Below are 23,935 nucleotides of genomic sequence, written 5' to 3' on the forward strand. Positions count from 1 at the left end.
GACCGTTAGGGTCGGCGGTATGAGTGACGCGGAGACGTTGTTCGAGAAGATCATCGCCAGGGAGATCCCGGCCGAGATCGTGCACGAGACCGAGAACACCCTCGCCTTCCGGGACATCCAGCCCCAGGCCAGGGTGCACGTGCTCGTCGTGCCGAAGAAGCGGTACCGCAACCTCGCCGAGTTCGCCGCCGCCGACCCGCACGGGCTGGCCGAAGTGGTCGCCACCGCCGCGAAGGTGGCCGAGCTCGAGGGCATCACCACCAGCGGCTACCGCGTGGTGTTCAACACCGAGGGTGACGCCGGGCAGACGGTCTTCCACGTCCACGCCCACGTGCTCGGCGGGGAACAGCTCGGCCACTTCGGCACCGCGAGGTAACCACCTGCGCCGCCGGGCCGCCTACCGCTAGCATCGTGGGTGACCAAACAACTCACGACCAGCGACGCAGCGCAGAAAGCAGGCCCGAGGCCCAGTGGCCGGTACCGCACCGGGTGGAGCCGCCCGATCCGAAGTCCCGCGTGACGACCAGCAGGTCGAGGCGGCAGCCACGCCGGACGCGAAGTCCCGATTCCCCATTCCCGACGCCGCCGCGCTGACCCTGCTCGGGTCACGGGACGAGAACCTGCGCGTCGCCGAAGAGCTGCTCACCGCCGACGTCCACGTCCGAGGCAACGAAGTCACCCTCACCGGTGACCCGGCCGACGTGGCCTTCGCCGAGCGCGTGTTCGCCGAACTGGTCACCCTGGCCGGGCGCGGCCAGCAGGTCGACCCCGGCACCGTGCGGCGCACGGTGGCCATGCTCTCCGCCGGTGGCTCCGAATCGCCCGCCGACGTGCTCAGCATGGACATCCTGTCCCGCCGCGGGCGCACCATCCGGCCCAAGACGCTGAACCAGAAGCGCTACGTCGACGCGATCGACAAGCACACGATCGTCTTCGGCGTCGGCCCGGCGGGTACCGGCAAGACCTACCTGGCCATGGCGAAGGCCGTGCAGGCGCTGCAGGGCAAGCTGGTCACCCGCATCGTGCTGACCCGGCCCGCGGTCGAAGCCGGTGAGCGGCTGGGGTACCTGCCCGGCACGCTCAACGAGAAGATCGACCCGTACCTGCGCCCGCTCTACGACGCGCTGCACGACATGGTCGACCCCGAGTCGATCCCGCGGCTGATGCAGGCGGGCACGATCGAGATCGCGCCGCTGGCCTACATGCGCGGGCGCACCCTCAACGACGCCTTCATCATCCTGGACGAGGCGCAGAACACCACGCCGGAACAGATGAAGATGTTCCTCACCCGCCTCGGTTTCGGCTCGAAGATCGTGGTCACCGGTGACATCACCCAGGTCGACCTGCCCAGCGGGCAGCGCAGCGGCCTGCGGGTGGTGCGCGAGATCCTCGAGGGCGTGGACGACCTGCACTTCGCCACGCTGACCAGCCAGGACGTGGTCCGCCACCGCCTGGTCGGCGACATCGTCGACGCCTACGAGAAGTGGCAGGCCGTGCAGGACGCCACCGAGCCGAAGAACGGCTGGAAGGGCCAGCGCCGGTGAGCATCGAGATCGCGAACGAGTCCGGCGTCGGGGTCGACGAGACGTCCATCGTCTCGGCGGCCCGCTTCGCGCTGGACAAGATGGAGGTCAGCCCGCTGGCCGAGCTGTCCGTGCTGCTGGTCACCCTGGACGTGATGGAGGACCTGCACGAGCGCTGGATGGACCTGCCGGGCCCGACCGACGTGATGGCCTTCCCGATGGACGAGCTGGACAGCACCCGCCGTCCCGACGCCGCGGACGCCTCACCCGCCCTGCTCGGCGACATCGTGCTCTGCCCGGCGTTCGCGAAGGACCAGGCGCACACCGCCGGGCACTCGCTGACCGAGGAACTGCACCTGCTCACCGTGCACGGCGTGCTGCACCTGCTCGGCTACGACCACGCGGAACCGGCCGAGGAGAAGGAGATGTTCGGGCTGCAGAAGCGCATCCTGAACGAGTTCCGCGCGGCTTCCGCGGCGGCCCGCAGGCAGGACGCGCAGCGCAACGCCGACGACCGGCTGCTCGGCACCGCCGGGCTGGACCGCGTGGCCGACCCCGGCGAAACCGGCTGAGCCGATGACCAGCTCGACCTCCCTGCTGATCATCGCCGTGGCCCTGGTCCTGTTCGGCGGGGTGTTCGCCGCGGCGGACGCCGCGGTGAGCACGGTCTCGCAGGCCAGGGCCGAGGGCATGGTGCGGCTGGGCCGGGCAGGCGCCCGCCAGCTGGTCGCGGTGATCGCCGAGCGCCGTCGCCACATCAACCTGCTGCTCCTGCTGAGGCTGGGGTGCGAGCTGACCTCGACGGTGCTGGTCACCGTGGTGTTCCTGCGCTGGATCGAGCCGGTCTCGCTGGCCGTGGTGGTGGCGGGCGTGGTGATGATCCTGGTCAGCTACGTGCTGATCGGGGTCGGCCCGCGCACCATCGGGCGCCAGCACCCGTACCGCGTCGGCCTGGTGGTCGCCGGGCTGGTCCGCGCGCTCGGCACCGTGCTCGGCCCGCTGAGCAAGCTGCTGATCCTGCTGGGCAACGCGATCACCCCGGGCAAGGGCTTCCGCGAAGGCCCGTTCACCTCCGAGGTCGAGCTGCGCGAGCTGGTCGACCTCGCCCAGGAACGCGGTGTGGTGGAGGACTCCGAGCGCGAGATGATCCACTCGGTGTTCGAGCTGGGGGACACCGTGGCCCGCGAGGTGATGGTGCCGCGCACCGAGATCGTCTGGATCGAGCAGGGCAAGAGCGTGCGCCAGGCGCTGGCGCTCTCGCTGCGGACCGGGTTCACCCGCCTGCCGGTGATCGACGAGTCGGTCGACGACATCGCCGGCGTGGTCAACATCAAGGATCTGGTGCGGGCCTCGATGGCCGACGGCGGCGCCACGCGCGAGGTGCGCGAGCTGATGAACCAGGCGAGTTTCGTGCCGGACTCCAAGCGGCTCGACGAGCTGCTCAAGGAGATGCAGGTTTCGCGCCACCACCTGGCCATCGCCATCGACGAGTACGGCGGCACCGCCGGCCTGCTGACCATCGAGGACATCCTCGAGGAGATCGTCGGCGAGATCACCGACGAGTCCGACGCCGACGAGCGGCCGCCGATCGAGGCGCTGGACGAGTCCTCGGTGCGCGTGTCGGCGCGCCTCGGTGTGGACGACCTCGGTGAGCTCTTCGGCATCGAACTGGACGACCACGACGTGGAGACCGTCGGCGGGCTGCTCGCGCAGCGCCTCGGCCGGGTGCCGCTGCCCGGCGCGGAAGCCGAGGTCGCCGGGCTGCGGCTGCACGCCGAGGGCGGCAAGGACCGGCGCGGCCGGATGCGGATCACCACGGTGGTGGTGCGCGCCAGCGACGACCGGATCGCCGGGCGGCGCGTGCGCGTGCCGCGCGAGGAACGTGACGAGCAGGACGAACGGGATCGGAGCGTGGAGCATGCCTGACCACGAGCTCGGGGCCGAGGACGAGAAGATCGTCCTCCTCGCCCGCTCGGCCAGGGCGCGGAACGGCGCGAACGAGGGGGCCGCGGTCCGGGACACCGACGGCCGCACCTACTCGGCCACCACCATCGACCTGCCCTCCTTCCAGCTCACCGCGTTGCAGGCGGCGGTCGCCGCCGCGGTGTCGAGCGGGGCCGAGGGCCTGGAGGCGGCCGCCGTGGTCTCCCCGGAGCCGGGCTTCCGGGAGCAGTCGGTGCACGCCGTCCGCGATGTTTCGGCGAATGTCCCCATTTTTCGCGCGGACCCTTCCGGAACGGTGCTGGAAGTGCTGCGCTAGGCCGTGACCTGACCACTCGCCGACGTCGCGGGAGAACGTGTGGATTTCGGGATCTTGGGACCACTCGAGATCACCGGTGTGCCCAGCGGCACGATCAGCGCGGGCAGGCAGCGCTGCCTGCTGGCCATGCTCCTGCTCGAACCGGGGCAGGTGGTGCCGCTGGAGCGGATCGCCGACGCGCTCTGGGGCGAGGACTGGCCGGACACCGTGCGCAACGCCGTGCAGGTGGTGGTTTCGCGGCTGCGGCGCTCCTTCGCCGGGCACCCGGTGCAGATCCTGGCCAGGGCCAACGGGTACCTCATCGACGTCCCGCCGTCCCGGGTGGACCTGCACCGCTTCCGCGCGTGGGTGGCCAAGGCGCGGGAACTGGCCTGGCACGACGACGCGACGGCGGCCGAGTTGTTCCAGCGCGCGCTGTGCCTGTGGCGCGGGGCGCCGATGGCCGGGGTCGAATCCGAGCTGATCTCCGAGCGGATCGCGCCCGCGCTCGAACACGAGCGGGTCGGCGCGCTGCTCGACTACCACGACGCGGTGCTCCGGCTGGACCGTGCGGCCGAGCTGGTGCCCGCGCTGCTCGCGCTCACCCACGAGCACCCGTTCGAGCAGCGGCTCTGGGCGCAGCTGATGATCGCGCTGCACCGCACCGGCCGCACCCGCGACGCGCTCGCCGCCTACCGCAGGCTGCACCGGCGGCTCAGCCGTGAACTCGGCCTGGAGCCGACCGCCGAGCTGAAGGCGCTCGAACAGGCCGTGCTGCGCGGGGATTCGCTGCGGCACCAGCCCGTGCGGCAGCACCGGACGCCACGCCGTGAGGCGTTCGACGGCCCGGCGCAACTGCCGCCGACGGTGGGTGACTTCACCGGCCGCACCGCCGAACTCGACGAGCTGGTCCGGACGCTGACCGCGCCGGGGGAGGCCGTGCCGGTGGTGACGCTGGCCGGGCAGGGCGGGGTCGGCAAGACCACGCTCGCCGTGCGGGCCGCGCACCTGGTCACCGAGCACTTCCCGGACGGCCAGCTGTACGTCGACCTCTGCGGCACCCAGGACGCGGTGCGGGACCCCGCCCGCGTGCTGGCCAACTTCCTGCTCTCGCTCGGGGTGGACGGCGGGGCCATCCCGGACGACCTGGCCGACCGGTCGGCGTTGTTCCGCAGCAAGCTCGCCGGCCGGAAAGTACTGGTACTGCTGGACAACGCGGCGGACGAGGAGCAGGTTCGCCCGCTGCTGCCCGGTTCCGCGGGCTGCGCGGTGGTGGTCACCAGCCGCGCGCGGCTCAGCGGCCTGGAGGGCGGGCGCTCGCTGGACGTGGAGGTGTTCACGCCGGAGCAGGCGTGGGCCTTCCTCGCCGGGGTCGTCGGCCAGGACCGGATCGACGCCGAACCCGGTGCGGTCGCGGAGATCACCCGGCTCTGCGGTTACCTGCCGCTGGCGGTCCGCGTGGCCGGGGCGAAGCTGGTCGCGCGGTCGCGGCTGGGCATCGGGCAGCTCGCGGCCCGGCTCGCCGACGAGTGCGGCAGGCTCGACGAACTGGTGGCGGGCGATCTCGCGGTCCGGGCGAGCCTGGCCCTCAGCTACACCGGGCTGCGGCCGGATGAGCAGCGCGCACTGCGGTTGCTCGGCCTGCTCGACGTCACCGACTTCGCGTCCTGGGTGTGCGCCGCCGTGCTCGACGTGTCCGCCGCCGAGGCGGAAAGCACGCTGGACGCGCTGGTCGACGTGCACCTGGTGGAGGTCGTCGGCATCGACGTCTGCGGCCAGACGCGGTACCGGCTGCACGACCTGACCCGGCTCTTCGCCAGGGAACGCGCCGAGGAGAGCGAGCCGCCGGAGGAGACCGAGGCGGCGCTGGGCCGGGCGCGCACCGCGTGGCTGGCGCTCGCCGAAGCCGCCGACGACCTGCTCGACAACCGCACGCTGGAACGGATCTCGAACTGCCCGGACCGGGAACGGCTGGCCGCCGAGGAACCGGAGATCCTGGGCGGCAACGCGGCGGGCTGGTTCGACGTGGAGGCCCGCAACCTCCAGGCGATCGTCGCCGGTCGCGCGCGCGGGCCGATCGGCTGGCAGATCGCCGAAGCACTGGTCGGCTACTTCGAATACCGCGTGCTCGGGCAGGACTGGGAACGCACGCACCTCGCCGCGCTGGAACGCTGCGAAGCCGAGGGCGACCGGCTCGGCGCGGCGGTGCTGCTGCGGGGGCTGGCCGATCGCGCCTGGGGCCGCGGCAGCGCGGACTGCCTGCGGTACGCCCGCAAGGCCGAGCGGTTGTTCGCCGAACTCGGGCACGACACCGGGCGCTCGCAGGCGTTGTCACTGCTGGGATTGGGCCTGCGACTCGAAGGCGCCTACGACGAGTCGATGGCCGCCTACGCCGAAAGCCGGCGGCTCAGCGGGGAGCAGGGCAAGCACCGCACCACGATCATGTCGCTGATCAACGAATCGATCATCCACCGCGTCCGCGGCGAGGCCGACCAGGCGCTGCGGTGCGTGCTGGAGGTCCGGCGGCTGGCCGGGGCCATCGGGTTCGCCAGGGCGGAGGCCGAGGCGTGGATGCGGCTGGGCAACCTCCGCCAGGACCGGGGCCAGTGGGACGAGGCGGTGGACGCCTACCGCACCGCCGCGGCCGGGTTCCGGCGGCTCGACCACGCCGGTTTCCACACGCTCACCCTGACCCACCTCGGTGACCTGCACCTGCGCACCGGCGACCTGCACTCGGCCGAGGACACGCTCGAGCAGGCGGTCGAGGCGGCGGCCAACTACCGGCACCACTCGAGCAGCTTCCTGCCGATGGAGCTGCTCGCCGAGGTCCACCTCGAACAGGGCCGCTACGACCTCGCGGCGGCCGAGCTGACCGGGTACGTGGCCGAATACCGCGAGCGCAGGCTGGTCGCGCGGCTGCCCGGCGCGCTGGCGAAACTCGGTCGCGCCCGGCACGGAACCGGACAGGTGGCCGAGGCCGTCGAAGCCTGGACCGAAGCCAGGGCGCTGCACCTCGAACTGGGCAACCGCGCCGGCGCCGCCGAGCTCGACGAGCTGCTCGGGGGGATCACCGAATCGACCGCGTGAGGCGTCAGGGAGGATGGGCGGATGAGCACCACCACCCACCGCTCCGGTTTCGCCTGCTTCGTCGGCCGCCCGAACGCGGGCAAGTCCACGCTGACCAACGCGCTGGTCGGCACCAAGGTCGCGATCACCTCGAGCAAGCCGCAGACCACCCGGCACGCGATCCGGGGTGTGGTGCACCGCGAGGACGCGCAACTGGTCATCGTGGACACGCCGGGCCTGCACAAGCCGCGCACGCTGCTCGGCGAACGGCTCAACGACATCGTGCACTCGACCTGGTCCGAGGTGGACGTGGTGGGCTTCTGCGTGCCAGCCGACGAGAAGGTGGGCCCCGGTGACCGGTTCATCGCCGCCGAACTGGCCAAGATCGCCCGCCGCACCCCGGTGATCGGCGTGGTCACCAAGACCGACCTGGTGCCGAAGGAACGCGTGGCCGAGCAGCTGCTCGCGCTGCAGAACGTGATGGAGTTCGCCGAGCTGGTGCCGGTGTCCGCGGTCGACGGCTTCCAGGTGCAGACCCTCGCCGACCTCCTGGTGCGGCGCCTGCCCGAGGGGCCGCAGCTCTACCCGGACGGTGACCTGACCGACGAGCCGGAGCAGACGCTGGTCGCCGAGCTGATCCGCGAGGCCGCGCTCGAAGACGTGCGCGACGAGCTGCCGCACTCGATCGCGGTGACGGTCGAGGAGATGCTGCCGCGCGAGGGCCGGGACGACCTGATCGACGTGCACGCGTTCCTCTACGTGGAGCGCCCCAGCCAGAAGGGCATAATCCTGGGGCACAAGGGGGAACGGCTCAAGCAGGTGGGCGCCACCGCCCGGCGGCAGATCGAGGCGCTGCTCGGCACCCGGGTCTACCTCGACCTGCACATCAAGGTGGCGAAGGAATGGCAGCGTGACCCCAAGCAGCTGCGGCGGCTGGGTTTCTGATTCTGGTTCTCTGATTCGAGGAGGGGGCGGATGACCGGTCCGTTTCAGCAACCGCCTGGTTACGGCTACGGGCCGGGGTACGGCCCGCCGAACTACGGGCCGCCACCGGAGAACCACCTGGTGTGGGCGATCCTGACCACGATCATGTGCTGTCTGCCGCTGGGCGTGGTGGCGATCGTGAAGTCGAACCAGGTGCACTCGCTGTGGTTCTCGGGGCAGTTCGAAGCCGCGCACAAGGCGGCGAACGAGGCCAAGAAGTGGGCCATGTGGTCGGCGCTGACCATGGTCATCCTGTTCGTGCTCTACATCCTCGTCTTCGTGCTGATCCTCGGGTTCGGCATCTTCGGGGCGGCTTCGTTATGAGCCAGGCGACGGGGGAGTACACCGGGGTCTACAACGGGATCCCGGCGCGCACCTTCGCCGAACGGGCCAGGGCGCTGGGCCCGCCCGCCGCGGTGGTCGCCGCCGGGGCCGCCGGGTGCGTCGCGGTGCTGCTCGGCGATCCGACCACGCCCGGCGGTTTCCTGCCGGTGTGCCCGACGCATTCGCTGCTGGGCATCGCGTGCCCCGGCTGTGGCGGGCTGCGGATGATGTACAGCCTGCTGCACGGGGACCTGCTCGGGGCGCTGCACTACAACGCGCTGTCGTTGGTCGTGGTGCTGCTTTCGGTGTGGAGCATCACCGCGTGGGCGGTCGGCCGGTGGCGGGGGCGGTGGGTGAACAGCTGGCTGCACTGGCGGTGGACGCCGCTGGCGTTCGGGGTGGCCTTCACCGTCTGGTTCGTGGTGCGCAACCTGCCGTTCGCGCCTTTCGACTCCCTCTACGTGTGAGGCGAGTTAGGCTGCGTCGCCGAAACAGGTGATCTTCCCAGGGGGACGCAGTGACCACTCCGCAGGACCAGCCCGAGCTGACCACCCGCCTGCAACCGCCGCTCGCCGGCGGACAGCCCGCGCCGCCCGCTCCGCCCGCCGAAGAGGACCGCACGCAGCGCGTGTCCCCGGAGGGCATCTTCCCGCCCGCCTTGGACGAAGCCGGGGTGACCCAGCGGCTCTCGAGCGAGGAAACGCAGCGCGTGTTCGGGGACCAGCCGGGAATGACGCAACGCATCAACCACCCCGCACCGCAGGGCGGGGGACAACCCGGTTCGGCCGCGCACCCCGGGCATGGACCGAACTCCGGCCCGATGGCACAGGTCGGCTGGTCGCCGCAGCCGGGCGCCGGGCCACAGCCCGGTTCGGCACCGCAGGTGGGCGACGCAACGCGATCCGGCTCGGCGACGCAATCCGGGTGGTCGCCGCAGCCGGGCTTGGCGCACGCCGGGCATGGGCCGCAGTCGGGTTCGGTGATGCAGGCGGGCGACGCAGCGCAATCCGGTCCGATGGCGCAGCCAGGTTGGTCGCCGCAGTCCGCTTCGGTGGCGCAAGCCGGGCAGGCTTCGCCTTCCGGGTCGGTGGCGCCGGTCGGCCAGGCGCCGGGATCGCCGGTGGGGCAGGGATTCCAGACCGGTCCGTACTCGCAGACCGGGCTGTCGCCGCAGTCGGGGTCGGTGCCGCAGGCGGGGCAGTCCGGGCCGTTGCCCCAGGCCGGGTTGGCGCAGCAGTCGGGCCCCTTCCCGGTGCCGGGGCAGGCGCAGCAGTCAGGGCCATTCCCCGCGTCTGGGCAGGCGCCGCAGGCGGGTTCGTCGCAGTCGGGGGCCTTTCCGGTGCCGGGGCAATCGCCGCTTTCCGGGCAGTCGTCGCAGTCGGGGTCGTTTCCCGTGGCCGGGCAGGGGGCGCAGTTCGGGCCGCCGTCGGCGAATGGGCGGGAATTGGCGAGTTGGGGGCAGCGCGCCGGTGGTTATTTGCTTGATCTGGCCCCGATTCTCCTCGTGGTGCTCGCCGGCGGGCTGGTGATGATCAGCTCGATCACCACGGGCGCGATCATCATGGGAGTGGGCTGGCTCGGCGGCCTGGTCTGGGTGGTGCTCAACCGGTGGGTCAAGGGCGGCAGGACCGGCCAGTCCTTCGGCCGCCGCGTGGTCGGGATCAAGCTCGTCGGCGAGCAGAGTGGCGCGCCGATCGGGGCGGGATCCGCCTTCCTGCGCGATTTGTGTCACGCCGCCGATTCCGCCGCCTGCTACGTCGGTTTCCTCTGGCCGTTGTGGGACGAGCGCAACCAGACCTTCGCCGACAAGATCGTCAAAACGATCGTCGTCACAGTGCCGAAGGGAAATAGCTGAAAGCGGGGGCGGAACCGGCGCCCTTCGCCTAGCGTCCTATCGCGACGTCACCGCGTTCCGGTGCCTGCGCGCCGGGCGGTGCCGGGCAGCGAGTACGCTCCCGCGCACCGGCCTGCTCTGCAGTGGCGACCGCGGTGACCTGTTCAACCCGAATGCAGTGAGCGAGGGGGAAGCCCCATGACCAATCCCTACGGTCAGCAGCAGCCGTACGGCCAGCAGCCCGGCCAGCCGCAACCGGGCTACGGCCCCCCGTCGGGTGCGACGCCTGCCCCGTACGGTCAGCCGTCGCCGCCGTACGGTCAGCCCGCTCCCTACGGTCAGCCCTCGCCGCCCTACGGCCAGCCTTCGCCCTTCGGCGGCGGCCCCGGCATGGGCGGCCCCGGCATGGGTGGCCCGGTGCAGGACATCCCGGACTACAAGGGCTGGGCCATCGCTTCACTGTTCCTCGGCGGCGTCCTGCTGGGCATCTTCGCGATCATGAAGTCGAACGAGGTCGGCCAGTACAAGATGCAGGGCAACTACGCCATGGCGGAACAGGCTTCGCGGACCACCAAGACGATCTGCCTGATCTCCACCATCCTCGGCGGGCTCGGCTGCGTGATCGGCCTGATCGTCTTCATCGCCGCCATGGCCTCGATTTGATTTCCACCGTTCACCGTTCCAGTTCCCCTGGGGGAGTTCTTCGATGACCAATCCTTACGGCCAGCCGGGTTACGGCCAGCAGCCCGGCGGCTACGGCCCGCCGTCCGGCGGGATGCCCGCGCCCTACGGGCAGCCCGCGTACGGCGCCCCCGGCGGCGGTTTCGGCGGCCCGCCCGGGATGGCGGGCGGCGGCCACGACATCCCCGAGTACAAGGGCTGGGCCATCGCCTCGCTCTTCCTCGGCGGGGTCATCCTCGGGATCTTCGCGATCATGAAGTCCAACGAGGTCGGCCAGTACAAGATGCAGGGCAACTACCCGATGGCCGAGCAGGCCTCGCGGACGACCAAGACGCTGTGCCTGGTCTCCACGATCCTCGGTGGCGTCGGCTGCGTGATCTCCATCATCGCCATCATCGTCGCGATCGCGGCCGGTACCGCGGCCTACGACAGCTACAGCACCTACAGCACGTACAGCAGCAACTACTGCGACTACACCACCTCCTGCTGACCGGCGGCGGTGACTCACTGACGCGGCGGCACCCGTGCCGCCGCGTCAGGTTTTTCCCGGGGCCGCCGGCACCTGGTGCCGACCCGGCAGTGAGACGATAGGCCGGTGAGCCGTCTCTACCGCGACACCGGAGTGGTGCTGCGGACCTACAAGCTCGGCGAGGCCGACCGGATCGTCAGCTTCCTGACGCGGCGGCACGGCAAGGTCCGTGCCGCGGCGAAGGGTGTCCGCCGCACCAACTCGCGGTTCGGCGCCCGCCTGGAGCCGTTCGTCCACGTCGACGTGCAGTTCCACACCGGGCGCACCCTCGACGTGGTGACCCAGGTGCAGACCCTGGACGCGTTCGCCATGCCGATCGTCTCCGACTACCCGCGCTACACCTCGGCCAGCGCCATCGTGGAGACCGCCGACCGGCTCACCGTCGAAGAGGGCGAGCCCGCGCTGCGGCTGTACCTGCTCGTCGTCGGTGCCCTGCGAGCGCTGGCGGACGGCGAGCGCGACTCCTCGCTGGTGCTCGACGCCTTCCTCCTGCGCGCGATGGCCTTCGCCGGCTGGGCGCCCGCGATCGACGAATGCGCGCGCTGCGGTGACCCCGGTCCCCACCGGGCGTTCAGCGTGGCCGGTGGCGGCGCGATGTGCCCGCGCTGCCGGATGGCCGGTTCCGTGCACCCCTCACCGGAGATCTTCCAGTTGCTCGGCGCGCTCCTGCACGGGGACTGGGAGACCGCGGACGCCGCCGCGCAGAACACCCGCCGCGACGCCAGCGGACTGGTCGCCGCGCAGTTGCAGTGGCACCTGGAACGCCAGTTGCGGTCCCTGCCACTGGTGGAGAGACGTGCCCGCGATGCCGAGGTCACCGGGAAGTAGGGTCGGGTGCGATAACCCGTCTGAATGAATCGGAGGACGACCAGTGCGGCTCAGGGGACGCTCCACACCGGCGTCGCAGGTCCCGCTGCGGGCGCCCGAACCGCATTCCTCCGGTGAGCGCCCGCCGGAGATCCCGGCCGAGCTGGTGCCCCGGCACGTCGCGCTGGTGATGGACGGCAACGGCCGGTGGGCCAACCAGCGCGGGCTGCCCCGGATCGAGGGCCACAAGCGCGGGGAAGCGGTGATGATCGACGTCGCCAGCGGCGCGGTGGAACTCGGGGTCAAGTGGCTCTCGGTCTACGCCTTCTCCACCGAGAACTGGAAGCGCAGCCCCGAAGAGGTCCGCTTCCTGATGGGCTTCAACCGCGACACCATCCGCCGCCAGGTCGACTACCTCGGCTCGATCGGCGTGCGCATCCGCTGGGCCGGGCGCCGGCCGCGGCTGTGGCGCAGCGTGATCAACGAGCTGCAGGCGGCCGAGGAGAAGACCAAGCACAACACCAAGCTCAACATGACCATGTGCGTGAACTACGGCGGCCGCGCCGAGCTCGCCGACGGGGTGCGGCGGATCGCCCAGCTCGCCGCCGAGGGCAAGATCAACCCGGACAAGGTCGACGAGCGCACCATCGCCAAGTACCTGTACCAGCCGGAGATGCCGGACGTGGACCTGTTCCTGCGCCCGTCCGGGGAGCTGCGCACCTCGAACTTCATGCTGTGGCAGTCGGCCTACGCCGAGTTCGTCTTCCAGGACACCCTGTTCCCCGACTTCGACCGCCGCCAGCTGTGGTCGGCCTGCCTCGAGTACGCCAAACGTGACCGGCGATTCGGTGCCGCGGTGGACGCGGCGTCGGCCGGAGGAGCCTGATGATGACCGAAGCCGCGGACACCGCGAACCTGCTCACCCTCGCCCGCGAGTCACTCGAGCGCTACCTCGAGGTGCACGTCGACGACGACGGCGCGCTCACCTTCATGCACGCCGACGTGCCGTGCGTGGTGCAGGCGACGCGCCTGGCCGACGGGCTGACCGTGCTGAGCCTGACCTGCGTGGTGGCCTGGGACCTGCCCGACGACCCGTCGATCGCCGCCTCCGCGGCCGAACGCGCCGGTCAGGGCCTGTTCGGCACCCTCGGCGTCGTGCACACCGAGCGGGGCATGGACGTGACCCTGCGCTACGCCTTCCCCGCCGAGGGCATGGACCCCTCGCCGCTGGGCACGCTGCTGATGCTGGTGGTGTCGACCGCCTCGCAGCTGCGCACCGACCTTCTCGGCATCCCGGAGTCCTGACCCGCGAACCGCAGGCCAGGACGGGGCGGGCCGGTCTGGCATAGTGCCGAACGTGGGAATCATTTCCGACAGCGCGCGGACGAAACCGAAGCGCGGGCGGATCACCTCGATCGAGGTGCTCTGCGCCGTGCTGCTGATCGCGATCCTCGGGCAGGGCTGGCTCCAGCAGGTGCTCGACGTGCCCGCGCTGCGCACCGGCTCCACGGTGTTCGTCGCCGTCTGCGTGCAGGCGCTGCCGTTCCTCGTGCTCGGTGTGCTGATCAGCGGCGCGATCGCGGCGTTCGTCCCAGCCCGCGTGCTGCGGAAGGTGCTGCCGAAACGCGAGAGCGCCGCGGTCGGTGTGGCCGGACTGGCCGGGGTCGCGCTGCCGGGCTGTGAATGCGCCTCGGTGCCGGTCGCGCGCCGGTTGATGGGGCAGGGCGTGGCGCCCGCCGCCGCGCTGACCTTCCTGCTCGCCGCGCCCGCGGTGAACCCGGTGGTGCTGGTGGCGACCGCGGTCGCGTTCCCCGGCGAGCCGATGATGGTGCTCGCGCGGTTCCTCGCCTCACTCGCCACCGCGATGGTGATGGGCTGGCTGTGGGCCCGCTTCGGCAAGCTCGAATGGATCGCCGAGCGGGCGCTGCGCCGCCTGCCCGACAGCGAACCCGGGTCGCGGTGGAAGACCTTCGCCGAGATCGCCCGCACGGACCTGGTCGAGGCGGGCGGCTTCCTGGTGCTGGGCGCGCTGATCTCGGCCGCGCTCGGTGTGCTGGTGCCGCCGGAGTGGTTCGGCGTGCTGGGCGAGCAGATCGTGCTCGGCATCCTGGTGATGGCCGTGCTCGCGGTGGTGCTCGCGCTGTGCAGTGAGGCCGACGCGTTCGTCGCCGCCTCGCTGACCGCCGTGCCGCTGCTGCCGAAACTGGTGTTCCTGGTGGTCGGCCCGGCCATCGACGTCAAGCTGTTCGCGCTGCAGGCCGGGACCTTCGGCCGGTCGTTCGCGCTGCGGTTCGCCCCGGTCACCTTCGTCGTCGCGACCACCTGCGCGGTGCTCGCCGGCTCGTTCCTGCTCGGAGGTTCGTGATGCGGCGAGAAACGCAGAACATCCTGCTCATCCTGCTCGGCGGGGCGTTGCTCAAGATCAGCTTCAACGGCGACTACCTGCGGTACGTCAAGCCGGCGCACCAGCCGTGGGTGATCGCCGGTGGCGCGATCATGGTGCTGCTCGGGGTGGTCGCGATCGGCCGCGACCTGCTCGCCGCCCGCCGGTCCGCCGCGCCCGCCGAGCCGCACGCGCACGAGGGGCACCAGCACCCGGCCCGGTCGGCGTGGCTGCTGATGGTGCCGGTGCTCGCGGTGTTCCTGGTCGCGCCGCCCGCGCTCGGCTCGGATTCGGTGACCCGCACGCAGGGCCGCACACCGCAGTCGTCGGCGCTGCGGGACGCGCAGCTCTTCCCCGCGCTGCCCGAGCAGGCGGTCGTGCCGTTGCCGGTCTCGGAGTTCGTCACGCGGGCGGGCTGGGATTCGAGTGGTTCGCTGAACGGCCGCACGGTCTCGCTATCCGGGTTCGTCGCCCGCGACGGCGAGGACGTGCTGCTCGCCCGGCTGGTCATCGGCTGCTGCGCGGCTGACGCGAACCCGGTCACCGTGCGCCTGCTCGGCCCGGGCACCGAGGGCCTGAAGCCGGACGCCTGGATCGAGGTCACCGGCGAGGTCGTGCCCGGCACCACGACCCGGGAGACGAACTACACGCCGGACCTCACCCTGGCCTCGGTCCGGCCGGTGCCCGCGCCGAAGGATCCGTACGAGTACTGAGCGGGAGCGAGCCGTGGCCTATCGGACGACCGTGCTGCTTCCGCGTGGAGTGGCGTGGGGCCTGCGCGCGGTTTGCGCGGGGTGCGTGCTGCTGAGCGCGGCGCTGTGGTGGTTCGCCGGGGACGCGCCGATCTCGTGCGCGGTGGCGACGGTGATCCTGCTGGGGGTGTCCGGCCCGCTGGCGCTGTCCCGCGGGCGCATCGAGGTCGACGACGAGCACCTCCGGTTGAAGCTGGTCCCGCTGTTCACCAAAACCGTGCCACGCCACGAGATCGTCGCCGTGGAACCGGCCGAAGTGGACCCGTGGCGCGACTTCCACGGGTTCGGCTACCGCCTGACCGGTGCCGGCCGGATCGGGTTCGTCTTCCGCCGCGGCCCGGCGGTCCGGGTGTCCACCCGGGACGGCCGGACCTACGTGATCAGCGACCCGGCGGCGGACGAACTCCTCGCGGCCCTGCGCTAGCTCGCGGCGGCCAGCGCGCTCGGCGTGCGGCAGCCGACGATCGCGGGTGTCTCCTGGACGAGCGTGTCGTCGGTGAGCGCCTCCACCATGAACAACGCGAAGTCCACGCGCCGCGTCAGGTTGCTCTCGAGGATCGGGTCACCGACGTGGCGGCTCCACACCGGCAGCCCCTGGCTCTCGCCCTCTTCCAGATCGCTCCCGCGGACGACGGTCCACCGCCGGTCGCTGGCGAAGATCCGGCGGCACGCCTCGACCTGGTCGTCGATCTCGGCCGCGCGCACCAGCCGGGCCAGCCGGGTGGCGACCCGGAGGAACGCCCGGAACTTCCACGAGTACTTGTCCTCGCCGTCCCGCGTGATGTGCCAGCCACACGAAAAGATCAGGCGCGCCTCGGGTTCGGCGTGGTCGAGCACGGCTTGCGCGGTGCCCGACGAGTACTGCTGCACGCCCCAGGGGACCAGCACGGTCAGCACCCCGTCGCAGCCGGCGACCGCCTCGCGGATCAACTCCGGGTCGTTCGTCGGACCGGGGACGACGGTGATCCGGTCGGCGAACTCCGCCAGTTTCGGCACGCTGCGCTCCCGGCAGACGCCGACGACCTGGTAACCGCGGTCCAGTGCCTGCCGGACCATGTACCGACCCAGTTTTCCCGACGCCCCGACGATGCAGACCTTCTTCATGTGTCCTCCCGGACTTACGTTGTAAGTAACGCTAGACTTACGTTGTAAGCCAGTCAAGGAGGCAGTGGATGGGACAGCGCGGCACAAAGCCGCGGCGGGCGCCGCTCAGCCGGGACCGGGTGGTCGGCGCGGCGATGGCGCTGGCCGACGAGAAGGGGGAGGCCGGGGTCACCATGCGGGCGGTCGCCGCCCGGCTCGGGGTCGAGGCGATGTCGCTCTACAACCACGTGGCCGGCCGGGACGACCTGCTCGACGGCATGGTCGACGCGGTGTTCGGCGAGATCGAGCTGCCCGATCCGGCCGCGGGCTGGAAGGAGAGCATGCGCGACCGCGCCGCTTCGTCACGGGCGGCGCTGCGGCGTCACCGGTGGGCCGTCGGCCTGATGGACTCGCGCAAGCAGCCGGGCCCGGCCACCCTTCGGCACCACGACGCCGTGCTGGGCGCTCTGCGCGGCGGTGGCTTCTCCGTGGTGATGGCCGCGCACGCCTTCTCGGTGATCGACAGCTACCTCTACGGGTTCGTGCTCCAGGAACTGAGTCTGCCGTTCAGCGACTCGTCCGAACTCGACGAGGTCGCCGCCGGGATCGTGGAGGTCGCGCCCGTCGGCGACTACCCGCACCTGATGGAACTCATGACCGAGCACGCCCTGAAACCGGGTTACGACTACGGGGACGAGTTCGACTTCGGCCTGGCGCTCATCCTCGACGCGCTGGAGCCGGACGAGGCCTGAGCCGGGTCAGGCCTTGGCGCAGTCGGCGCAGAGGCCGACGATCTCCACGGTGTGCGAGATGTCGGAGAACCCGTTGCCGCTGGCGATCTTCTCCGCCCAGCGTTCCACCGCCGGGCCCTCCACCTCGACGGTGTACCCGCAGCGGCGGCAGACCAGGTGATGGTGGTGGTGCGAGGAGCAGCGGCGGTAGATCGCCTCGCCGGACTCGGTGCGCAGGACGTCGATCTCCCCGGCCTCGGACAGCGACTGCAGCGTCCGGTACACCGTGGTCAGGCCGATGCCCTCGCCACGCTTGCGCAGCTCGTCGTGCAGTTCCTGTGCCGAGCGGAAGTCGTCGACCGCGTCCAGCAGCTCGACCACGGCGGCGCGCTGCTTGGTGGAGCGGCGGCCGGGCAGCGGGGCCCGGCCCCTGGTCGGGGTGCTCACGGGTGCCTGCCCTCCTGCACGTGCGCCACCGCGTCCACCACGATGTGCGCCAGGTGGTCGTCGACCAGGCGGTAGACGACCTCGCGGCCGCGCCGCTCGCCGTGCACCACACCGGCCGCCTTGAGCACGCGCAGGTGCTGGCTGATCAGCGGCTGGGCCACCTCGAGCGAGTCGACCAGTTCGTGCACGCAGCGGTCGCCGTCGCGCAGTTGCAGCACGATCGAGATGCGGACCGGCGCGGCCAGCGCGCGCAGCAGTTCCCCGGCCTCGACCAGGGTGCCCGACGACGGGGTCGGCGCGTGCGGGGACGGGGTCCGGGCCGGGGAGTGCACGTGCTCGGCGTCCTCCGGCAGACCGGGGGGCGCGGCGTCCGGGCTCACCGTCGGCATCGTCCACTCCAGCGGTTGGCGAAAAGGGTTGTCTTTACCATCCTAATGCTTGTCTCGGACGTTGCGCCGTTCGAGTGACAACGAGGGTAAATCGTGAGTAAGTTTCCTATCTTGTGGACTGCCGTGCGAAGTTTGGCCGGGTGACGGCCACGCTGCGTGGTCTGGGGTGACGCAAGCAACCCACGCGGGCGATCGCGCGTGTGTGTTACGGCAGAAGCGCCTATGAAGCTGAGGAGCCATGACGCGTTTAGTGACGAAGCTGGCCGCCGGCACGACGGCATTGGCCTTCGCGGTGGTACCGGGGGTGGCCTCGGCCCAGGTGGACGAGGAGACCGGCCCGGTCGCCTACGCCAACGCCGCCGCGGCGAAGGTGGGCGAGGGTGAGGGCGCGGGCACCGTCGTCACCGAGACGCAGAAGTCCCCGCTCAAGGCGGGCCAGTCGAAGCTGGGGCCGGAGCGCAACCTGCTGCCCAAGGACGAGGGCGAGAAGAAGGCCATCGGCTCGAACTACCTGATCCACCTCGGCAAGTACAACCCGGACGCCAGCCCGTACCCGGCGGACGTGGACAGCCGCGACCACAACGTGGTGGCGACGCTGAAGGACACCAACGTGCCCACGGCCACCGCCGAGACCAACTACGCGCTGCAGGACGTCACCCTCGGCGGCAAGACGGACCTGGAGAACACCTTCCTTGCGCTGGACGGGGCCAAGTCCACCGTCGAGTGCGCGGCCCCGGACAAGCTGACCGGCTCCACCACCGCCGAGGCCATCTGGGTCCGCACGCAGCCGACCGGAGACCTCGAGAAGGTCGAGCCGGACGCGGACGGCAAAGTCGAGCTGACGGGCTTGCCGTTCGGCCCGCCGAGCGACAAGACCGCCGAGGGCGAGGACACCAGCGCGACGACCAAGACCGTTTCCGATCTGACCCTGCGGCCGATCACGGAGTTCGATTCACTGCTGCGGCAGGAGCAGTGGCGCAGCGGCGAGCTGAACTCGTCGGCGGGCTGGCTGGTCGAGATCGTTTCGCATGTCACGAACACGGCAGGCGTGGTCGTCGCGGACGTGAAGTCCCGCTACGTGCTCGGTGGCGTCAGCTGCTCGATCCCGAAGAACTTCACCCCGGCCGACCCGCAGTCGAGCACCCCGCAGGTGCCGACGAAGATCCCGGCGGGCGTCACCGCGCCGGCGGACTCGGACGGCGTGTCCCCGCTGGGCCTGTCGCTGCTCGGCGGTGGCGTGCTGCTGGGCGCCGGTGCCGTGCTGACGCTGCGCCGCCGTCCCGCGCCGGTCGAGCGGAAGAGCTGACCTGGTGGAGACGCCACCCGCGGTCGCGGAGGTTCCGCGCCGCCGCAAGCTGATCGCGATCGTGCTCGCCGTGGTCGCGGTGGTCGTCGCCGGAGTCGGGGTCTGGGTGCTGGTGAGCGGCCCGGACCCCGCCCCGGTGGCGCAGGCGCCCGCTCCGGCGCCCGCCGCGCCGCTGCCCGCGGCCACCTCCGCCCCGCAGACCGCGGTGCAGGTGGCCGAGCCCGCGCAGAGCCCCGGCACCGTCCGGCTGCCCGAAGGCGGCACGGCGAAGCTGATCCGCAAGGAGGTCACCGCCGACGGCGTGCTGCCCATCCCGGACGGGCTCGACGAGGCCACCTGGTGGGGCGCCAAGCTCGGCGACAGCCAGGGCGCGGCGCTGCTGTCCGGGCACGTGAACTGGAAGCGGCAGAACGGCCCGTTCGACGAGCTGTGGCGCACCAGCCCCGGCCAGGAGGTCAGCGTGGTCGACACCGGCGGTGGCCAGTGGAAGTACCGGATCACCGAGGTGGTCACGCTGCACAAGAACGACCTGCCGGACCACGCGCAGAAGTTGTTCGGCCAGGACGGGCCGCACCGGCTGGTACTGGTCACCTGCGGCGGGGACTACGTCGGCGGTACCGAGGGCTACGAGGACAACCGGATCGTCACCGCGGAACTCGTCTCACGGCCGTGAACCGGCGATGATCCGCGATTGCCTGCTCACCCCAGGCAAACCCCTCGCGGAGCGCTTCAGGCGGGGCGGATACTCTGACGGTTCCCAGTCAGAGTTTCGTCCCCGCATGTCACGGAGCGTGGAGTGCCCGCCAACACCATCGAGACCGTAGTCAGTCTCTGCAAGCGTCGTGGTTTCGTCTTTCCGTGCGGGGAGATCTACGGGGGTACCCGGTCGGCGTGGGACTACGGTCCGCTCGGCGTGGAGATCAAGGAGAACATCAAGCGCCAGTGGTGGAAGTCCATGGTGCAGGGCCGCGACGACGTCGTCGGCCTGGACTCCTCGGTGATCCTGCCGCGGCCGGTGTGGGTCGCCTCCGGGCACGTCGGCGTGTTCACCGACCCGCTGGTGGAATGCCTGTCCTGCCACAAGCGCTTCCGGGCCGACCAGCTCGCCGAGGAGTACGCCGAGCGCACGGGCAAGGAGGTCGCCGAGGACGAGCTGTCCGACGTGCCCTGCCCGAACTGCGGCAACCGCGGCCAGTACACCGAGCCGCGTGACTTCAACATGATGCTCAAGACCTACCTCGGCCCGGTGGAGTCCGAGGAGGGCCTGCACTACCTGCGTCCGGAGACCGCGCAGGGCATCTTCATCAACTTCCTCAACGTGCAGACCACCTCGCGGAAGAAGCCGCCGTTCGGCATCGGCCAGATCGGCAAGTCCTTCCGCAACGAGATCACCCCGGGCAACTTCATCTTCCGGACCCGCGAGTTCGAGCAGATGGAGATGGAGTTCTTCGTCGAGCCGGGCGAGGACGAGGTCTGGCACCAGCAGTGGATCGACACCCGCACCGCCTGGTACACCGACCTCGGCATCAAGGCCGAGAACCTGCGTCACTACGAGCACCCCAAGGAAAAGCTGTCGCACTACTCGAAGCGCACCGTCGACATCGAGTACCGCTTCGGCTTCGGCGGCCAGGAGTGGGGTGAGCTCGAAGGCATCGCGAACCGCACCGACTTCGACCTCACCACGCACTCGAACCACTCGGGCGTGGACCTGTCGTACTTCGACCAGTCCACCGGCCAGCGCTACCGGCCGTTCGTGATCGAGCCGGCGGCCGGTGTCGGCCGCTCGATGATGGCCTTCCTGGTCGACGCCTACACCGAGGACGAGGTGCCCAACGCCAAGGGCGGGGTCGACAAGCGCGTGGTGCTGAAGCTGGACTACCGGCTCGCGCCGTACAAGGTCGCGGTGCTGCCGCTCTCGCGCAACGCCGACCTCACGCCGAAGGCCCGCGACGTGGCGGCCACGCTGCGCCGCAACTGGAACGTCGACTTCGACGACGCCGGTTCGATCGGCAAGCGCTACCGCCGCCAGGAAGAGATCGGTACCCCGTTCTGCGTGACCGTCGACTTCGACTCGCTCGAGGACCACGCGGTCACCGTGCGCGAGCGCGACTCGATGCGCCAGGAGCGGGTCTCGATCGACCAGTTGGAGTCCTACCTCGGTGCGCGCCTGATCGGCTGCTGATCCGCCGACGGCGGTCACGGCAGGTCGTGACCGCCGCGGTGTCCGAAGTGGAGCTTCGGGGCGGGCCGGCCGCGGCGCTCGCCGCCCGTCGTCCACCCAGTCCATAGTGGACGTGGGTCGGCGGCGGTGAGGGGGTGCTCGCTACCGAGCGTGCGTCTGTCAGGATTTCCCCACTATGACTGCGCGAATTCCCGGACGAGTGAGTGCTGCCCGCTGGGTGCGCCGAGCCGTGGTCGGCGCGGTGCTGATCACCCTGCTCGTGGTCGGCGGCACGGCGGCGCGGGTGTGGCACGTCGCCCGCCTCGACGACCGGTCCCCGGCCGACGTGATCGTGGTGCTCGGCGCCGCCCAGTACAACGGCAAGCCTTCGGAGGTCTTCCGCGCCCGGCTGGTGCACGCCAAGCAGCTCTACGACACCGGCGTGGCCAAGTACGTGGTGACCTCGGGTGGCTCCGCCGAGGGCGACAGCTTCACCGAGGCCGAGGCGGGGGCGCGCTGGCTGGTCGAGCGCGGGGTGCCGCGCGAGCACACGATCGCCGTGGGTGAGGGCCGGGACACCCTCGGCACGCTGCACGCGGTCGCCGACGAGGTGCACCGGCGCGGGCTGAGCACCGTGGTGCTGGTCAGCGATCCGTGGCACTCGCTGCGGTCGAGGACGATGGCCGAGGACGTCGGCCTGGACGCCTGGAGCTCGCCGACGCACAGCGGGCCGATCGTCCAGACCCGCGAGACCCAGGCCAAGTACATCTTCCGGGAAACCGGGGCGCTGCTGTTCTACCGGATTTCGAAACGCCCGGCCGACGATATCGGCGGCACCGGCCTCGGCTGAGGAAAGGTATTCCTCCGCCGCCGATCATGTGATTCTCCCGGTATGCGGAAACAATTCTCACGCGGCGCTGGGGTTACCGGTTCCGCCCGGTAACGGTGGCACCACGGAGAGCCGCCGGTGGGTGTAGCCCTGGATCGGGCGGGCCAGTGCGGCCAGTCCGGCCGGGGTCAGCTCGGCCCGCACCCAGCTGCCCGGCAGTGCCGGGCCCGCCGCCCTGATCAGCCCCGCCCTGGCCAGCTGGTGGGAAGTCGCCTGGTCACTGCAGTGCAGGCCGTCCACCCGCAGGTCCGGCTCGCAGCTCGCGGTCAGCTCCGCGCGGCCCGCCTGCACCGCACGCAGCATCGCGCGGGCCCGGTGGGTGATCTGCTGGGTGAGCTGCGTTGTCTCAGGAGTGACGACTTCGGCTCTTTCGGCGCTTGTCATAACTCATCACCGCCTCCGTGGTTCCAGTGTTCGTGGTGACCGGAATCACAATCGTCTCCTGGTTTGCTTTCCGGCGGCACCCGAGAAAGTCCCTAGGGGAACCCCTATTTCGGATCCGGCCGGTCTCGTGGCCCGCGCTTAAACTGGTGCGGGTGAACTCCTACACGGCACACGACGCCGAGCGGCGGCTCGCCGAACCGGCCAAGGGCGCGGTGCTGCCGGGTGCGCGTGCCGACGCCCGCAGCGCGTTCGCGCGCGACCGCGCCCGGGTGCTGCACTCGGCCGCGCTGCGCCGGCTGGCCGGCAAGACGCAGGTGGTCGGGCCGGGGGAGGGCACCGAGGTCAGCGGCGTGCCGCGGACCCGGCTGACGCATTCGCTGGAGGTCGCGCAGATCGGCCGCGGCATCGCCGAGGAACTGGGTGCCGACCCGGACCTGGTGGACACCGCCGGACTGGCGCACGACATCGGCCACCCGCCGTTCGGGCACAACGGCGAGCACGCGCTGAACGCCGTGGCGAGTTCCTGCGGCGGGTTCGAGGGCAACGCGCAGACGCTGCGCATCCTGGCCAGGCTGGAGCCGAAGGTGCTCGACGGGTCCGCCAGCGCCGGGCTCAACCTGACCAGGGCCTGCCTGGACGCCGCCACGAAGTACCCGTGGCCGCGGCGCGCGGGGGTGGCGAAGTTCGGCGTCTACGAGGACGACCTCGGCGTGTTCACCTGGATGCGCGAGGGCGCGCCGGAGGGGCGCACCTGCCTGGAGGCCCAGATCATGGACTGGGCCGACGACGTGGCGTACTCGGTGCACGACGTGGAGGACGGCGTGCTCGCCGGGCGCATCTCCTTCCGCGTGCTGGCCGACGCGCAGGAGCGGGCGGCGCTGGCGGAACTGGCGGCCAAGCACTTCTCCGCCAGTCCGGTGTCCACTTTGGAGGGTGCGGCGCGCGGGCTGCTGGAGCTGCCGGTGGTGGCCGAGCTGGCCCGGCGCTACGACTCCTCGCTCGGCGCGCAGGTGGCGCTCAAGCGGATGACCAGCGAGCTGGTCGGCCGGTTCGCCTCGGCCGCGGTGACCGGCACCAGGGCGGCCCACGGCGACGGCCCGCTCACCCGGTACGCCGCGTCGCTGGCCGTGCCGGACCAGGTGGCCGCGGAGGTCGCGCTGCTCAAGGCGCTGGCGTTGCGGTACGTGATGAGCGACCCGCGGCGGCTGGCCATGCAGGACGGCCAGCGCCAGCTGCTCGCGGAGCTGGTCGAGGTGCTGGTGCGGCGAGCCCCGGAACCGCTGGACCCGGTCTTCCAGCCCGCGTGGGCGGAGGCCGCCGACGACGCGGCCCGCCTGCGGGTGGTCGTCGACCAGGTCGCCTCGCTGACCGACGCCCAGGCCCACGCTTGGCACTCGTGGCACACGGGGATGCACAGGTAGGG

At 71.2% G+C, this 23,935-nt stretch carries 27 protein-coding genes and 1 pseudogene; 24 read left to right on the forward strand and 4 right to left on the reverse strand.

What is annotated here, in order from left to right; genetic code table 11:
* Window positions 1-19: 19 nt before the first annotated feature.
* The 18 genes from JOM49_RS15425 (at window position 20) to JOM49_RS15510 (ending at window position 15,546) form a co-directional block, all read left to right on the forward strand.
* Window positions 20-376 carry a histidine triad nucleotide-binding protein gene (locus tag JOM49_RS15425; RefSeq protein ID WP_209664967.1) on the forward strand — a complete coding sequence of 119 codons (357 nt, stop codon included), beginning with the start codon at window positions 20-22 and terminating at the stop codon, window positions 374-376.
* Between the two features lie 94 nt (window positions 377-470).
* Entirely contained in the window at window positions 471-1,544 is a 1,074-nt protein-coding gene (locus JOM49_RS15430; RefSeq protein ID WP_209664968.1) for a PhoH family protein, read from the forward strand.
* Window positions 1,541-2,095 carry an rRNA maturation RNase YbeY gene (ybeY, locus tag JOM49_RS15435; protein WP_209664969.1) on the forward strand — a complete coding sequence of 185 codons (555 nt, stop codon included), beginning with the start codon at window positions 1,541-1,543 and terminating at the stop codon, window positions 2,093-2,095. Before JOM49_RS15430 ends, ybeY begins: the two co-directional genes overlap by 4 nt.
* A 4-nt stretch (window positions 2,096-2,099) precedes the next feature.
* The gene (locus JOM49_RS15440) at window positions 2,100-3,449 is read left to right on the forward strand and encodes a hemolysin family protein (RefSeq protein WP_209664970.1); all 1,350 of its coding nucleotides are present in this window, start codon (window positions 2,100-2,102) and stop codon (window positions 3,447-3,449) included.
* A complete protein-coding gene (locus JOM49_RS15445) occupies window positions 3,442-3,783 on the forward strand; it encodes a cytidine deaminase-like protein (RefSeq protein WP_209664971.1) in 342 nt (113 codons plus the stop codon). Before JOM49_RS15440 ends, JOM49_RS15445 begins: the two co-directional genes overlap by 8 nt.
* A gap of 54 nt (window positions 3,784-3,837) precedes the next feature.
* Window positions 3,838-6,849, forward strand: coding sequence for an AfsR/SARP family transcriptional regulator (locus tag JOM49_RS15450; protein WP_209664972.1), 3,012 nt, complete (start codon window positions 3,838-3,840; stop codon window positions 6,847-6,849).
* Between the two features lie 21 nt (window positions 6,850-6,870).
* Complete coding sequence (gene era, locus JOM49_RS15455; RefSeq protein WP_209664973.1) at window positions 6,871-7,773, forward strand: GTPase Era; 903 nt, start codon at window positions 6,871-6,873, stop codon at window positions 7,771-7,773.
* Between the two features lie 30 nt (window positions 7,774-7,803).
* Window positions 7,804-8,136 carry a CD225/dispanin family protein gene (locus JOM49_RS15460; protein ID WP_209664974.1) on the forward strand — a complete coding sequence of 111 codons (333 nt, stop codon included), beginning with the start codon at window positions 7,804-7,806 and terminating at the stop codon, window positions 8,134-8,136.
* Window positions 8,133-8,603, forward strand: a complete 471-nt coding sequence (locus tag JOM49_RS15465) for a DUF2752 domain-containing protein (protein WP_209664975.1) — start codon at window positions 8,133-8,135, stop codon at window positions 8,601-8,603. Before JOM49_RS15460 ends, JOM49_RS15465 begins: the two co-directional genes overlap by 4 nt.
* Before the next feature lie 50 nt (window positions 8,604-8,653).
* Window positions 8,654-9,991, forward strand: coding sequence for an RDD family protein (locus JOM49_RS44050; RefSeq protein ID WP_209664976.1), 1,338 nt, complete (start codon window positions 8,654-8,656; stop codon window positions 9,989-9,991).
* Between the two features lie 177 nt (window positions 9,992-10,168).
* Window positions 10,169-10,633: a CD225/dispanin family protein gene (locus JOM49_RS15475; RefSeq protein ID WP_209664977.1), complete on the forward strand. Its 465-nt coding sequence runs from the start codon at window positions 10,169-10,171 to the stop codon at window positions 10,631-10,633.
* A 43-nt stretch (window positions 10,634-10,676) separates the two neighbouring features.
* Window positions 10,677-11,141: a CD225/dispanin family protein gene (locus tag JOM49_RS15480; RefSeq protein WP_209664978.1), complete on the forward strand. Its 465-nt coding sequence runs from the start codon at window positions 10,677-10,679 to the stop codon at window positions 11,139-11,141.
* Window positions 11,142-11,246: 105 nt separating this feature from the next.
* Window positions 11,247-12,008: a DNA repair protein RecO gene (gene recO / locus JOM49_RS15485; protein ID WP_209664979.1), complete on the forward strand. Its 762-nt coding sequence runs from the start codon at window positions 11,247-11,249 to the stop codon at window positions 12,006-12,008.
* A gap of 43 nt (window positions 12,009-12,051) precedes the next feature.
* Window positions 12,052-12,873, forward strand: a complete 822-nt coding sequence (locus tag JOM49_RS15490) for an isoprenyl transferase (RefSeq protein ID WP_209664980.1) — start codon at window positions 12,052-12,054, stop codon at window positions 12,871-12,873.
* A complete protein-coding gene (locus JOM49_RS15495; RefSeq protein WP_209664981.1) occupies window positions 12,873-13,292 on the forward strand; it encodes a hypothetical protein in 420 nt (139 codons plus the stop codon). Before JOM49_RS15490 ends, JOM49_RS15495 begins: the two co-directional genes overlap by 1 nt.
* Window positions 13,293-13,344: 52 nt before the next feature.
* Entirely contained in the window at window positions 13,345-14,352 is a 1,008-nt protein-coding gene (locus JOM49_RS15500; RefSeq protein ID WP_372444014.1) for a permease, read from the forward strand.
* Window positions 14,352-15,083: a TIGR03943 family putative permease subunit gene (locus JOM49_RS15505; protein ID WP_209664982.1), complete on the forward strand. Its 732-nt coding sequence runs from the start codon at window positions 14,352-14,354 to the stop codon at window positions 15,081-15,083. The genes JOM49_RS15500 and JOM49_RS15505 overlap by 1 nt, the downstream gene beginning before the upstream one ends.
* Window positions 15,084-15,096: 13 nt before the next feature.
* A complete protein-coding gene (locus JOM49_RS15510; protein WP_209664983.1) occupies window positions 15,097-15,546 on the forward strand; it encodes a hypothetical protein in 450 nt (149 codons plus the stop codon).
* Here JOM49_RS15510 and JOM49_RS15515 read toward each other — a convergent pair.
* The gene (locus JOM49_RS15515) at window positions 15,543-16,226 is read right to left on the reverse strand and encodes an NAD(P)-dependent oxidoreductase (RefSeq protein WP_209664984.1); all 684 of its coding nucleotides are present in this window, start codon (window positions 16,224-16,226) and stop codon (window positions 15,543-15,545) included. The two genes, JOM49_RS15510 and JOM49_RS15515, sit on opposite strands and share 4 nt — an antisense overlap.
* A 68-nt stretch (window positions 16,227-16,294) precedes the next feature.
* On the opposite strand from JOM49_RS15515, the gene JOM49_RS15520 reads away from it, so the two are divergent.
* Window positions 16,295-16,957, forward strand: a complete 663-nt coding sequence (locus JOM49_RS15520) for a TetR/AcrR family transcriptional regulator (RefSeq protein WP_209664985.1) — start codon at window positions 16,295-16,297, stop codon at window positions 16,955-16,957.
* Between the two features lie 6 nt (window positions 16,958-16,963).
* Here JOM49_RS15520 and JOM49_RS15525 read toward each other — a convergent pair whose 3' ends face one another.
* Both JOM49_RS15525 and JOM49_RS15530 read right to left on the reverse strand, forming a co-directional pair.
* Window positions 16,964-17,383: a Fur family transcriptional regulator gene (locus JOM49_RS15525; protein ID WP_209664986.1), complete on the reverse strand. Its 420-nt coding sequence runs from the start codon at window positions 17,381-17,383 to the stop codon at window positions 16,964-16,966.
* Window positions 17,380-17,772, reverse strand: coding sequence for an ArsR/SmtB family transcription factor (locus JOM49_RS15530; RefSeq protein WP_209664987.1), 393 nt, complete (start codon window positions 17,770-17,772; stop codon window positions 17,380-17,382). Before JOM49_RS15530 ends, JOM49_RS15525 begins: the two co-directional genes overlap by 4 nt.
* A 238-nt stretch (window positions 17,773-18,010) precedes the next feature.
* Between JOM49_RS15530 and JOM49_RS15535 the strand changes: the two genes are divergently transcribed.
* The 4 genes from JOM49_RS15535 (at window position 18,011) to JOM49_RS15550 (ending at window position 22,089) form a co-directional block, all read left to right on the forward strand.
* Window positions 18,011-19,078, forward strand: coding sequence for a hypothetical protein (locus tag JOM49_RS15535; protein ID WP_209664988.1), 1,068 nt, complete (start codon window positions 18,011-18,013; stop codon window positions 19,076-19,078).
* A gap of 4 nt (window positions 19,079-19,082) precedes the next feature.
* Window positions 19,083-19,751 carry a class F sortase gene (locus JOM49_RS15540; RefSeq protein ID WP_308158748.1) on the forward strand — a complete coding sequence of 223 codons (669 nt, stop codon included), beginning with the start codon at window positions 19,083-19,085 and terminating at the stop codon, window positions 19,749-19,751.
* 123 nt (window positions 19,752-19,874) lie between these two features.
* Window positions 19,875-21,260 (forward strand): glycine--tRNA ligase, encoded by a 1,386-nt coding sequence (locus tag JOM49_RS15545; protein ID WP_209664989.1) that lies wholly within the window; start codon window positions 19,875-19,877, stop codon window positions 21,258-21,260.
* 175 nt (window positions 21,261-21,435) lie between these two features.
* The gene (locus JOM49_RS15550; RefSeq protein ID WP_209664990.1) at window positions 21,436-22,089 is read left to right on the forward strand and encodes a YdcF family protein; all 654 of its coding nucleotides are present in this window, start codon (window positions 21,436-21,438) and stop codon (window positions 22,087-22,089) included.
* 141 nt (window positions 22,090-22,230) lie between these two features.
* Here JOM49_RS15550 and JOM49_RS15555 read toward each other — a convergent pair.
* Window positions 22,231-22,431, reverse strand: a pseudogene (locus JOM49_RS15555) (hypothetical protein); the annotation flags it as partial.
* A gap of 233 nt (window positions 22,432-22,664) precedes the next feature.
* Between JOM49_RS15555 and JOM49_RS15560 the strand changes: the two are divergent.
* Window positions 22,665-23,933 carry a deoxyguanosinetriphosphate triphosphohydrolase gene (locus tag JOM49_RS15560; RefSeq protein ID WP_209664991.1) on the forward strand — a complete coding sequence of 423 codons (1,269 nt, stop codon included), beginning with the start codon at window positions 22,665-22,667 and terminating at the stop codon, window positions 23,931-23,933.
* Window positions 23,934-23,935 lie beyond the last annotated feature (2 nt).

This window comes from Amycolatopsis magusensis (genome assembly GCF_017875555.1).
Classification (GTDB): domain Bacteria; phylum Actinomycetota; class Actinomycetes; order Mycobacteriales; family Pseudonocardiaceae; genus Amycolatopsis; species Amycolatopsis magusensis.

Excerpts from the sequence above, each read along its gene's own strand:
- JOM49_RS15425 (WP_209664967.1), top strand. The coding sequence starts at position 20 with ATGAGTGACGCGGAGACGTTGTTCGAGAAGATCATCGCCAGGGAGATC.
- JOM49_RS15440 (WP_209664970.1), top strand. The coding sequence starts at position 2,100 with ATGACCAGCTCGACCTCCCTGCTGATCATCGCCGTGGCCCTGGTCCTG.
- JOM49_RS15445 (WP_209664971.1), top strand. The coding sequence starts at position 3,442 with ATGCCTGACCACGAGCTCGGGGCCGAGGACGAGAAGATCGTCCTCCTC.
- era (WP_209664973.1), top strand. The coding sequence starts at position 6,871 with ATGAGCACCACCACCCACCGCTCCGGTTTCGCCTGCTTCGTCGGCCGC.
- JOM49_RS15460 (WP_209664974.1), top strand. The coding sequence starts at position 7,804 with ATGACCGGTCCGTTTCAGCAACCGCCTGGTTACGGCTACGGGCCGGGG.
- JOM49_RS15465 (WP_209664975.1), top strand. The coding sequence starts at position 8,133 with ATGAGCCAGGCGACGGGGGAGTACACCGGGGTCTACAACGGGATCCCG.
- JOM49_RS15475 (WP_209664977.1), top strand. The coding sequence starts at position 10,169 with ATGACCAATCCCTACGGTCAGCAGCAGCCGTACGGCCAGCAGCCCGGC.
- JOM49_RS15480 (WP_209664978.1), top strand. The coding sequence starts at position 10,677 with ATGACCAATCCTTACGGCCAGCCGGGTTACGGCCAGCAGCCCGGCGGC.
- JOM49_RS15495 (WP_209664981.1), top strand. The coding sequence starts at position 12,873 with ATGATGACCGAAGCCGCGGACACCGCGAACCTGCTCACCCTCGCCCGC.
- JOM49_RS15505 (WP_209664982.1), top strand. The coding sequence starts at position 14,352 with ATGCGGCGAGAAACGCAGAACATCCTGCTCATCCTGCTCGGCGGGGCG.
- JOM49_RS15515 (WP_209664984.1), bottom strand. The coding sequence starts at position 16,226 with ATGAAGAAGGTCTGCATCGTCGGGGCGTCGGGAAAACTGGGTCGGTAC.
- JOM49_RS15520 (WP_209664985.1), top strand. The coding sequence starts at position 16,295 with ATGGGACAGCGCGGCACAAAGCCGCGGCGGGCGCCGCTCAGCCGGGAC.
- JOM49_RS15530 (WP_209664987.1), bottom strand. The coding sequence starts at position 17,772 with ATGCCGACGGTGAGCCCGGACGCCGCGCCCCCCGGTCTGCCGGAGGAC.
- JOM49_RS15535 (WP_209664988.1), top strand. The coding sequence starts at position 18,011 with ATGACGCGTTTAGTGACGAAGCTGGCCGCCGGCACGACGGCATTGGCC.
- JOM49_RS15550 (WP_209664990.1), top strand. The coding sequence starts at position 21,436 with ATGACTGCGCGAATTCCCGGACGAGTGAGTGCTGCCCGCTGGGTGCGC.